The sequence below is a fragment of the Mycobacterium sp. ITM-2016-00317 genome, assembly GCF_002968295.1.
Taxonomy (GTDB): domain Bacteria; phylum Actinomycetota; class Actinomycetes; order Mycobacteriales; family Mycobacteriaceae; genus Mycobacterium.
The window spans coordinates 4,869,765-4,883,638 of the sequence record NZ_CP134399.1 but is presented as its reverse complement, the minus strand read 5'-3'; the positions used below and the strand labels follow the sequence as shown (position 1 = coordinate 4,883,638).

The following is a 13,874-nucleotide window of genomic DNA, read 5'->3' as shown; positions in this document are numbered from 1 at the left end:
GGGCCCGACATTGTCATCGCTGCGACTAGGTCACCGTCCCGTCTTCGCTACCGATGACGAGGTTCGTCCCGTTGCCGGTGACGGTGTTGCCGGAGATGAGGAATTCGGTGACACCACTGTTGGTCCAGATGCCGTACTTGCGGTTGTCCGTCACCTTGTTGTCTTCGAGCACGGCGCCGCGGACATCGTTGAGCAGGATGCCGTTGCCGTTGCCGTAGATCGTGTTGCGTCGGATGTAGAGGTCTTCGAGCGGGGCCAGGTCGGCCTTGATGCCGGCTTCCAGATTGTCGTAGAAGATGTTGTCTTCGATCCAGGTGTTGTTGCTGTTGTTGACGATCCGCAGGCCGCAGGTGCAGTTGTAGACGATGTTGTGGTGAATCCAGTTGTTGGGTCCGGAATTGTCGTGGAACTTGTCGGTCCCGATGACTCCGCTGTACTCACCGATCTCGATACCGGCCCCGTTGGGGCTCACCGAGGTTCCGTTGCGGACACAGTCGGAGACGGTGTTGTACCGGATCTCATTGCTGTACTCGTCCTCGCCGTGCAGGTCGATCGCGCCGGACACCGCGCCGGTGATGGTGTTGTGCTCGATCAGGTTGTGGTGCGCATACTCCTGGATGAGGATGCCGTGACGGATGACCGGGCCGATGGTGTTGTTCCTGACCCAATTGTTGTGCGAGCCCGCCTGATCGATGATCACGCCGTACCCCGACCCGCCGCCGTCGAGTGCGGAGGCATTCCTGATCACGTTCCCGTCGACCAGGACGTTGTCGGCGTTCTGCAGCTGGATGCCGAAGCGGCGGTGCTTCTCGATGAACAGGTCCTTGACCGCGATTCGCGAGACCTGACCGCCGTTCTCCGAGCCGAGACTGACCGCGGCGTTGTAGATCTTGCCCGAGGCCTTCGTGATGGTGAAGCTCGAAACCGTCAGGTTGGTCGTGCCGGCGCCTGCATAGATCACCGCGTACGGGTTCGTGAACAGATAGGAGAGTCCGGAGAAGGCGCTGGCCAGTACGGTCGATTCCTGCGACTGACCGATCAGCGAAACCCCGGTCTTGAGCGTGATCCTCGACTTCACGTGATACACGCCGTCGGGGATGTACACGACGTCACCGGCTTCGGCGGCGTCGATGGCCCGCTGGATCGCGGCGGCGTCGTTGTCGCCCCGCTTGTCCGACGTGGCACCGTAATCGCGGACGTTGTGTGTCTTTCCGGTCGCCTCGTCGGGGTGCTGGAACGGATCCTTCAGCCCTGCGTCGTAGCCGCCCGGACTCTGGGAGGGCTGTTCTCCCGGGCCACCGCCCGGCGTGCCCGTGCCCACCTTCGCGATGGTCACGGTCACCGTCTGCAGGACGGTGCCGTCGGGCATGCCCACCGTCGCGCCGGTCAACGCGCGAACCATCTTGTTCCACATGCCCTGGAAACCGTGGGTGTGGGAGTCGGCGTTGGTTTCGCGAACCACCACTGTGAACGTGTCGGTCCCTCCGCTGGCCGCCAACGACTCCGAGGGGGTGTAGGTGTAGTTGCCGGCAGCGTCTACCTGCACGCTGCCGCGCTTGGGTCCGGTCGACAGCTCCACCTCGAGGGGATCCCCGTCGGGATCCTTCGCGCCGACAGTGCCGGTGACCACACCCTGGCTGGACTGGCCTGGCTTCTGAACAGGTTTCGCCGTCGGCGTCTTGTTGAAGTACGTGCGCTGGAAGTTCAGGAAGAGTGCTCGGAGAAGTTCCGCCAGAGTCTTCGGCGCTGCCGGTGTCTCCGCCGCCGACACGGCCGCTGTCTGCAGGGTCGTGACCGTTCGCGACGCCTGGGACACCGTCGAGCGGCCGGCCTGGGCGGCGGCCGGCGCCACCGTCACCGCCGGAGCAGCCGCCGGCTCGCTCGCGGCCGCGTCCTCCTCGCGCGGGGTGACCGGTTCCGGATCGGCGTCGACGACCGGCTCGGAGTCGGTCCCGGAGACCGTGTCCTCGGAAGCCGAACCCTCGGAGACCAGGTCCTCGTCGGCGTCACTCTTCGGTCGTGTGGTGTCGCGTTCCTCGACCTCCGCGGCGTCCGGCCGGGTCGGTGCGGGTCCGTCGTTGTCCGAGTCGGCTGCTTCGTCATCGGCATCCGGGTCGATCGGGGCGTCGGAATCGTCGTCGACGGTGTCCTCGGCCGGAACCTCGGGCGTGTCCTGTTCGGTGTGCCCGCCGTCGGTGTCGTCGAGGTCGGTGGCCTCTTCTTCGGAGTCGCTGTCATCCTGCGGCTCAGGATCCTGGTCAGCCGTGGCGTCGGCGGCTCCACCGGATGTCGCACCGCTCTGCGACGACGGGCTGCTGGCCGGCCCGACGGATCCGGCCGTCTCGTCGGCGTAGGCGATTCCGGAGCCGGAGATCGCGGCGGCGATACCGACGCTCACCGCGCCCGCGGCCAGCCACGCATAGGGCTCGACCCGTCGGTGTTTGCGGTGATTGCGCCGGTGGGGCTGCTGAGCGACTGGCGGTGACGGAATGTTCCCCGTGTTGTTCGTATCGCGAACGACGCGGTCCATGTGCGACCCCCGTGATGTAGAAATCTCCCCTGGCTGCAGCCCCGGCATCCACATGCTCTGCCATGAGAAGAATTTGTGCAGCAATTTCGAACTCCGCGCACATAAACGCAATTAGAGCAAACCCGAATGTCATTGCCAGAATTTCCACTGAGCGCTAATGGCGAGGTGGGGACGCGGTGGCGGCTGTTTGGTCAGCCACTCTCCAGGGTCTCAGCAAGACGTGACGGAATTATGGTCTGGCAGTGCCGATGTACTCGATTGGCATATGTGTTGAGCCGTCGGTGCCCGATTGTGCGCCGATGCCGATAGTCCCTCGGCTCTACTGATGTAGAGATGCTTGATCGTTGGCTAGCAAATATTTTCTGGCGATCATTACTGACTTCAGGTTATCGCCCAGCAAGGTCCTGAATTCGATTTGCACTTCGCTCGTGCCCAGGTTTACATCAGGGTTCGACCGCGCGCGGACGGGCCGGACGGTCAGATCGCGGGCCCGAGCAGGTCGTCGGCGTCCTTGATGATGTAGGCATACCCCTGTTCGGCGAGGAAGCGCTGCCGGTGTGCGGCGTACTCGGCGTCCAGGCTGTCCCGGGAGACCACCGAGTAGAAAACCGCGCCGCCGCCGTCTGCCTTCGGTCGCAGCAACCTCCCCAGCCGCTGCGCCTCTTCCTGCCGCGACCCGAACGTCCCGGACACCTGCACGGCCACGCTGGCCTCGGGCAGATCAATGGAGAAGTTCGCCACCTTGGACACCACCAGGGTGCGGATCTCACCGCGCCGGAAACCGTCGAACAGAGCCTCACGCTCGGCGTTCTTCGTCGACCCCTGGATCACCGGGGCGTCCAACTCGGCACCCAACTCGTCGAGTTGATCGAGGTAGGCGCCGATCACCAACGTCGGCTCGTCGGGATGTCGCTCCAGGATCGACTTCACCACGGCGATCTTGGTGTGTGCCGTCGCACACAACTTGTACCGCTCCTCGGGTTCGGAGGTGGCGTAGAGCATGCGTTCGTTGTCGGTCATCGTGACGCGGACCTCGATGCACTCGGCGGGGGCGATCCAGCCCTGCGCCTCGATGTCCTTCCACGGCGCGTCGTAGCGCTTCGGGCCGATCAGCGAGAACACGTCGCCCTCGCGCCCGTCCTCACGGATCAGGGTGGCGGTCAGGCCGAGGCGCCTGCGTGACTGCAGGTCGGCCGTCATCCGGAACACCGGCGCGGGCAGCAGGTGCACCTCGTCATAGACGATCAGGCCCCAGTCCCGGCTGTCGAACAACTCCAGGTGCTTGTACTCGCCCTTGGTGCGGCGGGTGATCACCTGGTAGGTCGCGATGGTAACCGGCCGGATCTCCTTGCGCTCGCCGGAGTACTCGCCGATCTCCTCCTCGGTCAGCGAGGTCCGCGCGATGAGCTCGCGTTTCCACTGCCGGCCGGCGACGGTGTTCGTCACCAGGATCAACGTGGTGGCCCCCGCCTTGGCCATGGCGGCGGCGCCCACCAGCGTCTTTCCGGCACCGCAGGGCAGCACCACCACACCGGATCCACCGTCCCAGAACGAGTCGGCGGCCATCTGCTGATAGTCGCGCAGCTGCCAGCCGTCCTGCGCGAGCTCGATCGGGTGGGCTTCCCCGTCGACGTAGCCGGCGAGGTCCTCCGCCGGCCAGCCGATCTTGAGCAGCATCTGCTTGACCCGGCCGCGCTCGCTGTTGTGCACGACGACGGTGTCGTCGTCGAGGCGGGCGCCGAGCATGGGCGCGATCTTCTTGTTCCGCAGCACCTCTTCGAGCACGGCGCGATCGAAACTGACCAGGGTCAGGCCGTGCGCCGGGTGCTTGACCAGCTGCAGCCGTCCGTAACGGCCCATCGTGTCGACGATGTCGACGAGCAGGGGCTGCGGCACCGCGTAGCGGGAGTACGTGACCAGCGCATCCACCACCTGTTCGGCGTCGTGACCTGCGGCGCGGGCATTCCAGAGCGCCAGCGGGGTGATGCGATAGGTGTGGATGTGCTCAGGCGCACGCTCGAGCTCGGCGAACGGCGCGATCGCCGCGCGGGCCTCCCCGGCGAGCTCGTGGTCGACTTCGAGCAGCACCGTCTTGTCGGACTGCACGATCAGCGGGCCGTCAGTCACGCGGCACCTCGGTGGTAAGTCATCCCACCCATTATCCGGATTCCGCCGACACCACCGATGTGACCCGGTGGATGGCGAACTCGCGCACCCGGCCAGACGCCGGGTCGTAGGCGGTCAACTGGCCGCCCCGCACGTTGATCGGGGCCACCACCCGCTGCGTGGCCACACCCGCCGGATCGACGTAGCCGATGACCACCGACTCCTGGAGGTGCGCCGCCTGCTGCAGCTCCGAGATCGCCACCGCGGGATCCAGCCGCAAGCCGGTCGACGGCGTCGACGCGACCTTACGCAGGACGGCCACGATCGCGGCCAGGGTCTGATCTGTGGGCACCGGGTTGTGCCGGTATCCGCGCCGTCGGCCCGGGGACGGCACGCGGGTGCCCCGGCTGCGCAGATCGACGATCGCGCCGCTCGCATCCTCGGCCGCCGGGGCGAAGCCGGCGGTGCGCAGCGCGGTGAGCACGTCCGCGATCGGCGCCTGGGACACCGCCACGGTCGGCGCCAGCAGGCGTAGCTCCACCGACTCGGTTGCGGGCGCCGCGACGGCCTGGGCGAGCAGCGCGGCGTCCTCGCACCGCACGAACGCTGATGCCATCCCGACCCGAAGCTGGCCGTGGCGCCTCGCAACATCGTCGATCAGGTAGGTCAGCGCCTGCGGCACAGGCGTTCTCGAATGACGGTCGAACAACGCGTGGATCTCGCCTGCGGTCTTGCCGCTGTCGAGGGCGCGGCGCACCGACGCCTCGTCGATCCGGTACACCATGGCCGCGCCCGCCGACTCGACGTTGGCCACCGCCGCCAATTGCTCGGCGAGCCCGCGTTCCAGCGGGCCGGGCACGACGACCGTCAGATCGGCCTGCAACAGGAAATGATCGATCGGCGCGGGCAGCACCTTGGCCATCGCCGCGACCACCGCATCGTCGCCGTCACCGGCAAGCAGGCGGCGCAGCGGGGACGCGATCGCGCCCCGGCCGACTGCGCCGACGGCGTGGGCCTCGGTGAGCATGTCGCCGACCGGACCGGGTTGCAGCCGCGCCGCCCAGCGCGTCCGCTTCCAGACCAGCGCCTGCGAGGCGCTGTCCGTATCGACCCCGGCGCCGGCGGCAGCTCGGCGAGCAGCTCGAGCAGCAGTCGGCGGTCCAGCGGCGCCGCGGTCGAGAACAATGAATCCGACAGCGCCGCATAGGGTTTGTTGTCCACTCCCCGGGTGCCGATCAGGCTCGGGCGGCTGGGCAGCTCCAGCCACGCCGACACCAGGAGGTGCCATTTCGCGGAGGTGGGGGACTCGACGAACCGGTCGAACGCCACGGTCGGCGCCCAGTGTGACCCCGCGCCGTCGGACGGGTCCGGCTCCGGCACGCCCGGGGCGATCAGCCCGGCGCCGGCGCTGACCTCCAGGATCAGTCCGAGACGCCGCTCGTCGATACCGGTGACCTTGGCCAGCCGTTTGACCTCGCGTACGCCGAGCCCGCCGCTTCGCAGCTCGGGAACCGGTGTGTCACTGAGTGTTTCGAGAACGACCTCGACCTCGCGGAGAAAGTCGAGCGCAGCGCCTGCGGCCACCGCGTCCACGTCGGTCGCGGTGGTGGACGTCACGGTCGGGTCGGGATCGGCCAGGCTGACCGGACCCGGGTGCTCGCCCCGCAGCACCTGGCCGACGAGGCGGGGGAGTATCACGGTGTCGTCGTCGATCCTGCGGAGCAACCCGGCCGCCAGCAGGCGGGGGACCGGGCGGTCCGGCGGGGTTCCCGGCATGGCGTCGCGGGTCCGCCCTATCGGCGACCCCTCCAACAGCTTGTCCAGCAGATCCCGGGCGGTCTCGTCCACCGACTCGAGGGCCGCGGTGATCTCGGCGCCGGTCTGCGACGTGTTCTCGGCGGTGGCCTGCCCGGGGTACCAGGGCAGGCTCGACGCCGCCTCGGCCACCACCCGCAGCGCACCCCCGCCCTCAAGATCACCCCAGACCAGAGCGCGCGCGGCGAGATCGTCGACCGCGGCGCGCACGTCCGCGGTATCTGCGCCCCGCCCGGCCAAGGCTCCCGCCAGCTCGGCGAAACTCACCACCGTGGTGTCGGCATGCAGGCTGAGCAGCGCGTCGAGCACCACCAGGTGGCGGAAATCCAGGTCGTCGGTCGCGACTTTCACCGACTGGCGTGAGGCCGCGCGCGCCGCCAACGCGGCGACGGTGCCCGGCGGCGGCTGGGTCAGATCGGGCCGCAACCGCAGCAGCCGGATCAGCCGCTCGTCGTCCAGTTCGGCCAACCAGGCGCCCAGCGGAACACCCGGACTCTTCGCGCTCATTGCTGACCAGCGTAAAGGAGGCTCCCGAGGTCGCCCGCCGACGAGTGGTTTGCCACAATGGCACCGTGGCTGATGACAAGAAGAACCGATACGTCGACCCGGGTTGGCCCACGACGGACCCCGACGACCACGCGGTCAGCGAGCTCGCGACCGACCGCACCGGCGCACTGTCGCCGTTCGGTGACGTGACGTTCCCGCTACCGGCCGAGGAACTGCCCTTCATCCAGGCCGTCACCGTCGTCAACAGGTAACGGTGACCGACCGCCTCTCGCATCTCGACGAGACCGGCGCGGCTCACATGGTCGACGTCACGGCCAAGGACGCCACCAAGCGGGTCGCGGTGGCCGCCGGAACCGTGCACACCACTTCGGACGTGGTCGCGATGATCACGGCCAACGGGCTGCCCAAGGGCGACGCGTTGGCGACCGCCCGTGTCGCAGGGATCCTGGCCGCGAAGCGCACCAGCGACCTCGTCCCGCTGTGCCACCCGCTCGCGATCACGGGCGTGGACATCGACTTCAATGTCGGCGGTGACGACGACCCCGGCGCGGTCCGAATCACCGCGACCGTGCGTACCACCGACCGCACGGGCGTGGAGATGGAAGCGCTCACCGCGGTCAGCGTGGCCGCGCTCACCGTCTACGACATGATCAAGGCCGTCGACCGCGCGGCCCGCATCGACGACATCCGCGTCGTGCGCAAGGAAGGCGGCAAGACAGGGACCTGGGTCAGATGACGCGTTCGGGCCTGGTCATCATCGCGTCGACCCGGGCCGCGGGCGGTGTGTACGAAGACCGGTGCGGCCCGGTCCTGGCCGACTGGCTCAACGAACGGGGCATCAGGACCGCCGCGCCCGTCGTAGTGGCCGACGGTGAGCCCGTCGCCGCGGCGCTGCGCGCGGGCATCAGCGCCCGGCACGACGTCATCCTGACGTCCGGCGGCACCGGAATCTCGCCCACCGACGCCACCCCACAACTGACCGCCGCACTGCTGGACTACGAGATCCCCGGCCTGGCCGACGCTATCCGGCGCTCCGGGCTCCCCAAGGTGCCGACGTCCGTCCTGTCCCGCGGGGTCTGCGGTGTCGCGGGCCACACGCTGATCGTCAACCTCCCGGGCTCGCTGGGCGGCGTCAAGGACGGCATCGCCGTTCTCGCCGAGGTGCTCGAGCATGCCCTGGACCAACTCCAAGGCAAGGATCACCCGCGATGACCGCCGTCCTGCGCGCCGCGTTGACCGATCAATCCATCGACTCGGCCGAGCACGAGAGTCTCGTGGCCCACCACGCCGCCGGCGCGGTGGTCGCCTTCGCCGGAGTGGTGCGTGACCACGACGGTGGACGGACCGTCACCAGGCTGGAGTACTCGGCGCACCCGCTGGCCGAACAGACCCTGGCCGAAGTGGCCGCCGAGATCGCCGCCGAGAGTCAGGGCGTCCGCGCGATCGCCGTCAGCCACCGGGTGGGCACACTGAACATCGGGGACGCCGCACTCGTCGCCGCGGTCGCGGCAGACCACCGCGGCGCGGCGTTCGACACCTGTGCGCGCCTCGTCGACCGGGTCAAGGAACGGCTACCGGTGTGGAAGCACCAGCACTTCGCCGACGGCTCCGACGAGTGGGTCAACTCCGCCTAGTCAGGCGGGCGGCGGCACGGGGGCCGGAACCGGCTCAGGCGCCGCGGCCGGAGGCGGAACCGGGCCGACCGGAGCGTTCGGCCGCACACCGCCGGGATCCGGGGTGGACAGCGGCCGCTGCGTGAGGGCCAGCAACGCGTCGGCGCCCGAGATCTCCTGGGTCTGGATGGCGTGCCAGATCTCCTTGAGGTACGTCACGTTCGGGCTGCGATCGGCGTCCGGCGGTGCCATCGCGGTGCCGGGCGGCAGGTTCTCGGGGCTGGCGAGATGCGGAACCTCGGTCGGCACCGGCAGGTCACCACTGACCGCCTGGTTGACGATGTCGCCCACCGGGGCAGGCACGTCGACGGCGCCGATCGGGGCCAGCGGATCGGGTGCTGGTGCAGCGACCGCAGCGGGTGCCGGGGCGGGCACGGGTGCGGGTGCCGGCGGGGCGGGCACAGGCGCGGGTGCGGGCAGGAGCGGGTCGAGCGCCGGCGCGGGCTGCAGCGGCGCGTCCACACCCAGGGACCACGTCTGGGGATGGTCCGCGGAGGCCGGGGCGGTGTCCCAGTTGGCAGCCGCGATGATCACTGCGCTCGGCGGCGCGTCCGCCGGGGCAGGCGGCAGGGGTGCGTCCAGGGGCGCGACGTTGACGGGCTCGACGGGCGCGGGGGCCGGCGGCAGCACCTCAGGTGCCGGCGGCAGCGGGGCCGCGGCGGCCATCGCGTCGAACGGCGCGGGAGCGGGCGGCAGGGCTTCAGGTGCCGGCGGCAGCGGGGCCGGGGCGGCCATCGCGTCAAACGGCGCGGGAGCGGGCGGCAGGGCTTCAGGTGCCGGCGGCAGCGGGGCCGGGGCGGCCATCGCGTCAAACGGCGCGGGAGCGGGCGGCAGGGCTTCAGGTGCCGGCGGCAGCGGCGCCTGGGCGGCCAGCAGATCGGCAGGCGGCGCGGGCGGCAGCATCTCGGGGGCGGGCGGCGGCGGAGCCGGGGCAGGGGCGGCCATCGCATCGAACGGTGCGGCGGCCGGGGGGGCGGCGGAGCGAACGGGTCGAGCGGTGGCGGGGGCGGCGGCAGCAGCCCGTTGAGGCCGAGCGGATCGACCGGGGCCGGCGGCTCCTCGATGACGTTGCGCGGCGTTGCGGCGGAGAGCGGCCCGCCGCACGTCGGCCACGCACCCTTGCCCTGCGATGCCAGGACCCGTTCGGCGACCGCGATCTGCTCTTCCTTGGTGGCCAGGTAGGCGGCCGGGGCGAACTCGCCGCCGCCGTGGCCCGACCAGGTGCTCGGCGAGAACTGCAGGCCACCGTGATAACCGTTGCCGGTGTTGATGGCCCAGTTGCCGCCGGACTCGCAGCGGGCGACCTGGTCCCATTCGTTGTCGGTCGCCGCGCCGGACTGTCCGGCGAGGGCGACGCTGCCGCCTCCGATGACCGCGCCGGTGAACGCGATCTTCGCGACGTTCACGGCAGAAGACGTGGGCTTGCGGTGTCGTCCACTCATACGTGTGTGTGGTCCTCTCTGAAGCGCCCGCGAGGTCAGCTGTCGGGTTCGGGCTGGAGAGGTCGCCCGGCCGGCGTCGTCGAAACGGCGACGGCTTCACCCCAAGGAACCGAAGTCCCTGGTCCTGATGTCGGTGGACCGGTGGGTCCCCCGCCTCCATCCAAGTTGTATCTCGTTGTCCCCGCGCACCAACGGATGGAGCTCGGCGCAATTGGTGTCGCGGCAGGCCGGTCGCGAAGTGGGGGGTTGATCGGCCTGATTCAAGACCGTAACGGCTCGCCTGGGTCCCGTCATCTTTTGCTCGACGCCGTGTGTCCGGCGGCGGCAAATACTAAAAATTCTCTAAAAGACCTGGAAGGACCGTTGTTCCTGCAGGTGCACCACGCCTCAACCGCGCTGTAGCCATCTCGTGACCATTCCGTTATGTGATGCAAATCACGAAATAGAAACGGTTAGGCCGGCTCAACCCCCGGCGAACGGTGGAAGCACGTCGATGGTCTGTGCATCACGCAGTTCAGAATCCATGTCCCGCACCGCAACTCCGTCACGCAAATAAGAACAGCGGGCCAGCACCCGGGCCAGCGCGGCATCCCGCGCGGTCAGGACGCCGACAAGGTCGGCCACCGTCGCGCCGTCGCCGATGTCGAGCGTCTCGGATTCGGTGCCCGCGGCCGCGCGCGCGGCGGCGAAATAGCGGATGGTGACCCGGGTACCGCTGTCAGTTGACGCCACTCATCCTCCGATTGCGCTCATCGGGCGATCCGGCTGGACGAAACCCGGATCGTTGATGCCGTGACCCGCGGCCTTCTCCCACATCGCGGTACGCCACGCGGCCTCCAGCGCGGCGTCGTCCGCGCCGGAACGCAGCAGCGCACGCAGATCGGTCTCCTCACGCGCGAACAGACAGTTGCGGACCTGCCCGTCGGCGGTCAGCCTGCTGCGGTCGCAGGTGGCGCAGAACGCGTGGGAGACCGACGCGATGACCCCGATGTGGCCCACCACCTCGCCGCCCTCGTGGACCTGCCACAGCTGGGCCGCGCCGACCCCCGCGGACGTGGGTCGGGCGTCAACGTGAAGTGAGCCTCCAACGCGCCCAGGATGGCCTCGGCGCTGAGTGCGCGTTCGCGCTGCCAGGAGTGTCCGGCATCGAGCGGCATCTGTTCGATGACCCGCAACTGGTATCCGTGGTCGACGCAGAACCTCGCCAGCGACACCACGTCGTCGAGGCCGGTGACCGGATCCAGCACGGCGTTGACCTTCACCGGGTGCAGGCCGGCGTCCTGCGCCGCCTGCAGCCCGGCCACCACGTCGGTGAACCGGTCGCGACGCGTGATCGCGGCGAACCGCGCGGGATCGACGGTGTCCAGCGAGACGTTGATGCGGTCCAGTCCGGCCGCCTTGAGGGCGACTGCGCGCTTGGCCAGGCCGATGCCGTTGGTCGTCAGGGTGATCTCGGGTCGCGGTCGCAGCGCGGCCGTCGCGGCCACGATGCGTTCCAGGTGCGGCACCACCAGCGGCTCGCCGCCGGTGAACCGGACACCGGTGATGCCGAGGCGGGTGACCGCGATGCCGAGTAACCGGATCAGTTCGTCGGGGTGCAGCTTCTGGTCGTTGGGAAGCCAGTCGAGCCCTTCGGCGGGCATGCAGTAGGTGCAGCGCAGATTGCACAGGTCGGTCAGCGAGACCCGTAGATCGGTCGCGACCCGGCCGAACGTGTCGACCAGCGGCCCCTCGCCCGGGGCCGGCGACGACGGCCGGTGCACCGACGGCACGCCCAGGCCGACGACTGTCACGGCACCGCCCCGACCACGCGGCCCTGCGCCTGCGCCTCGTCTACCGGCACGATCTCCTTGCCCAGCGGCATCAGCGACACCGGGATCATCTTCAGGTTGGCCAGCGCCAGCGGGATCCCGATGATGGTGACGGCCATCGCGACCGCGCTGACGATGTGCCCGATCGCCAGCCACACCCCGGCCACGATGACCCAGATGACGTTGCCGATCAGTGCGCCGGGACGGGGCCCGGGCTTCTCGACGATGGTGCGGCCGAACGGCCACAGCGCGTAGGCCGCGATGCGCAGGGAGGCGAACCCGAACGGGATCGTGACGATCAGCACGAAGCAGATGAGCGCGGCGAGAAGATAGCCGAGAGCCAGCCACAGCCCGCCGAAGACGAGCCAGATGACGTTCAGGATCAGTCGCATTTTCTTCCTCCAGCGGTGAACCGCAGCCTACCGACATAAGGGGATGCTGGCTGTGCTGCCGTCCGAGTAGGATCTCCCAGGACGCGTCCCGACGCAGGCGGGACGCTTACTTTATGTACCCGTACGGGTGCAGATATCTATCGGTTCAGACAGACAGCAGGTGAGACCAGTGCCGACCGGCCGGGTGAAGTGGTACGACGCCGAGAAGGGCTTCGGATTCCTCTCGCAGGAAGAGGGAGAGGACGTCTATGTGCGTTCCTCGGCGCTGCCCGCCGGTGTCGAGGGGCTCAAGGCGGGTCAGCGTGTGGAGTTCGGGGTGGCCGCGGGCCGTCGCGGTCCGCAGGCGTTGAGCCTGAAGCTGATCGACCCGCCGCCGAGCCTGAGCAAGACCCGACGCGAAGCCACCACCGTCGAGCACAAGCACACTCCCGACGAGCTGCACGGCATGGTCGAGGACATGATCACGCTGCTGGAGAGCGCGGTGCAGCCCGAGCTCCGCAAGGGCAAGTACCCGGACCGCAAGGTCGCCCGCCGGGTGTCCGAAGTGGTGAAGGCCGTCGCCCGCGAGCTCGACGCCTAAACCGTCGGTCCGCTGCGGCCGAGACTGAACTTGTTCGCGAGCCGGGGCCGGCAACACGCTCACAAGTTCAGATTCGGCGGCCGCACCGGCGCCCCCGCCGCGCACAGCGCCGCGTAGGTGCGGGCTGCGATGGTGGCCGGGCGGTTGCGGAGGATCTCGGCGCTGACGCGGATGATCCGCCAGCCCTGATTCTCCAACTCCGCGATGCGGTCGATGTCGCGGGCGCGCTGCCGGGGGTCGGCCCAATGGTGCTCTCCGTCGTACTCGACGCCGACCTTCCAGCTCTCCCAGCCCATGTCGACGCGGCCGACGTGGTAGCCGTACCGGTCGTACACGTCGATCTGGGTGTGCTCCGGCGGCAACCCGGCCTTGACGAGGACGAGGCGGGTGCGCGTCTCCTGAGGTGACTCGGCGCCGGCATCGGCGAGGTCGAGAGCCGCGCGCAGCTGCACGATCCCGCGGGCGCCGCCGTGCTGGTCGGCGACGCCACGCACGTCGGCCGCGGTGATCCTGGTCGCCCGCATGAGCGCATCCAGCCGGACCACGGCGCGGGTGAGACCTGCCCGGCGGCCGAGGTCGAAGGCCGTCCGCGCCGGCGTCGTCACCGTGATACCTCGCAGGCGCGCCAGCTCGTGCGGGGCAAGGGTGTTGTTGTGCAGGACGATCCCGGCGGTCTTGTGCTGACTTGCCTGGTTCAGCTCGGCCGGCAGCCGTCGGTCGATCCACAGCGCGCCGTGCAGCGCGGCGGCGGACACTCCGACCACGGTGGCCCGCCGCCGCGACCACAGCCACGCTGCCTTCGCTCTCTGCACCGGGTCGAGGTGCTGATCCCTGGGCACATAGACATTCCGGTGCACCGACCGGTACCGCGTCGAGAGCTGGTAGCGGGTGACCGTGCCCGCGTCGAGGGCTTCTGTGCCGAGGAACGGGTCCACGGCTATAGGACGTGGGCGTCGGCCCGCGGGTTCCTCCGTGCCCGACTCTGAAGTTGTTCGTCATGTCGCGGCCGGGAATCGTC

Annotated in this window: 10 protein-coding genes, 3 pseudogenes and 1 riboswitch; of the genes and pseudogenes, 5 read left to right on the top strand and 8 right to left on the bottom strand. The window is 69.2% G+C overall.

Annotated elements, in window-relative coordinates:
* Positions 1-25: 25 nt before the first annotated feature.
* From C6A87_RS23410 to C6A87_RS23400, 3 genes and pseudogenes are all read right to left on the bottom strand, one after another.
* On the bottom strand, positions 26-2,578 hold the full coding sequence (locus C6A87_RS23410; RefSeq protein ID WP_311114421.1) for a right-handed parallel beta-helix repeat-containing protein: 2,553 nt from the start codon (positions 2,576-2,578) through the stop codon (positions 26-28).
* Positions 2,579-3,007: 429 nt separating this feature from the next.
* Positions 3,008-4,657 (bottom strand): DNA repair helicase XPB, encoded by a 1,650-nt coding sequence (locus C6A87_RS23405; protein ID WP_311114420.1) that lies wholly within the window; start codon positions 4,655-4,657, stop codon positions 3,008-3,010.
* 31 nt (positions 4,658-4,688) lie between these two features.
* Positions 4,689-6,958: pseudogene (locus tag C6A87_RS23400) on the bottom strand (helicase-associated domain-containing protein).
* A 65-nt stretch (positions 6,959-7,023) separates the two neighbouring features.
* On the opposite strand from C6A87_RS23400, the gene C6A87_RS23395 reads away from it, so the two are divergent.
* Genes C6A87_RS23395 through C6A87_RS23380 form a run of 4 tightly spaced genes read left to right on the top strand, consistent with a single transcriptional unit; the run spans position 7,024 to position 8,592 of the window.
* On the top strand, positions 7,024-7,209 hold the full coding sequence (locus C6A87_RS23395) for a hypothetical protein (RefSeq protein ID WP_003930253.1): 186 nt from the start codon (positions 7,024-7,026) through the stop codon (positions 7,207-7,209).
* A 47-nt stretch (positions 7,210-7,256) separates the two neighbouring features.
* Positions 7,257-7,694: a cyclic pyranopterin monophosphate synthase MoaC gene (gene moaC, locus C6A87_RS23390; protein WP_311118058.1), complete on the top strand. Its 438-nt coding sequence runs from the start codon at positions 7,257-7,259 to the stop codon at positions 7,692-7,694.
* Positions 7,691-8,170, top strand: a complete 480-nt coding sequence (locus C6A87_RS23385) for a MogA/MoaB family molybdenum cofactor biosynthesis protein (protein ID WP_311114419.1) — start codon at positions 7,691-7,693, stop codon at positions 8,168-8,170. The genes moaC and C6A87_RS23385 overlap by 4 nt, the downstream gene beginning before the upstream one ends.
* On the top strand, positions 8,167-8,592 hold the full coding sequence (locus tag C6A87_RS23380; RefSeq protein WP_311114418.1) for a molybdenum cofactor biosynthesis protein MoaE: 426 nt from the start codon (positions 8,167-8,169) through the stop codon (positions 8,590-8,592). Before C6A87_RS23385 ends, C6A87_RS23380 begins: the two co-directional genes overlap by 4 nt.
* Here the strand turns inward: C6A87_RS23380 and C6A87_RS23375 are convergent.
* From C6A87_RS23375 to C6A87_RS23360, 4 genes and pseudogenes are all read right to left on the bottom strand, one after another.
* Positions 8,593-10,073 (bottom strand): annotated as a pseudogene (locus tag C6A87_RS23375) (transglycosylase family protein).
* A 9-nt stretch (positions 10,074-10,082) separates the two neighbouring features.
* Positions 10,083-10,291: riboswitch (cyclic di-AMP (ydaO/yuaA leader) on the bottom strand.
* 244 nt (positions 10,292-10,535) lie between these two features.
* Positions 10,536-10,805 carry a MoaD/ThiS family protein gene (locus C6A87_RS23370; RefSeq protein WP_311114417.1) on the bottom strand — a complete coding sequence of 90 codons (270 nt, stop codon included), beginning with the start codon at positions 10,803-10,805 and terminating at the stop codon, positions 10,536-10,538.
* A pseudogene (gene moaA / locus C6A87_RS23365) lies at positions 10,806-11,866 on the bottom strand (GTP 3',8-cyclase MoaA).
* Positions 11,863-12,276 carry a YccF domain-containing protein gene (locus C6A87_RS23360; RefSeq protein ID WP_311114416.1) on the bottom strand — a complete coding sequence of 138 codons (414 nt, stop codon included), beginning with the start codon at positions 12,274-12,276 and terminating at the stop codon, positions 11,863-11,865. The pseudogene moaA and the gene C6A87_RS23360 overlap by 4 nt, the downstream one beginning before the upstream one ends.
* A 169-nt stretch (positions 12,277-12,445) precedes the next feature.
* On the opposite strand from C6A87_RS23360, the gene C6A87_RS23355 reads away from it, so the two are divergent.
* On the top strand, positions 12,446-12,856 hold the full coding sequence (locus C6A87_RS23355; protein ID WP_311114415.1) for a cold-shock protein: 411 nt from the start codon (positions 12,446-12,448) through the stop codon (positions 12,854-12,856).
* 59 nt (positions 12,857-12,915) lie between these two features.
* Here the strand turns inward: C6A87_RS23355 and C6A87_RS23350 are convergent, their stop codons facing one another.
* On the bottom strand, positions 12,916-13,791 hold the full coding sequence (locus C6A87_RS23350) for a DUF559 domain-containing protein (RefSeq protein ID WP_311114414.1): 876 nt from the start codon (positions 13,789-13,791) through the stop codon (positions 12,916-12,918).
* Positions 13,792-13,874: the final 83 nt, after the last annotated feature.

Excerpts from the sequence above, each read along its gene's own strand:
- C6A87_RS23410 (WP_311114421.1), bottom strand. The coding sequence starts at position 2,578 with ATGCCGGGGCTGCAGCCAGGGGAGATTTCTACATCACGGGGGTCGCAC.
- moaC (WP_311118058.1), top strand. The coding sequence starts at position 7,257 with ATGGTCGACGTCACGGCCAAGGACGCCACCAAGCGGGTCGCGGTGGCC.
- C6A87_RS23385 (WP_311114419.1), top strand. The coding sequence starts at position 7,691 with ATGACGCGTTCGGGCCTGGTCATCATCGCGTCGACCCGGGCCGCGGGC.
- C6A87_RS23380 (WP_311114418.1), top strand. The coding sequence starts at position 8,167 with ATGACCGCCGTCCTGCGCGCCGCGTTGACCGATCAATCCATCGACTCG.
- C6A87_RS23360 (WP_311114416.1), bottom strand. The coding sequence starts at position 12,276 with ATGCGACTGATCCTGAACGTCATCTGGCTCGTCTTCGGCGGGCTGTGG.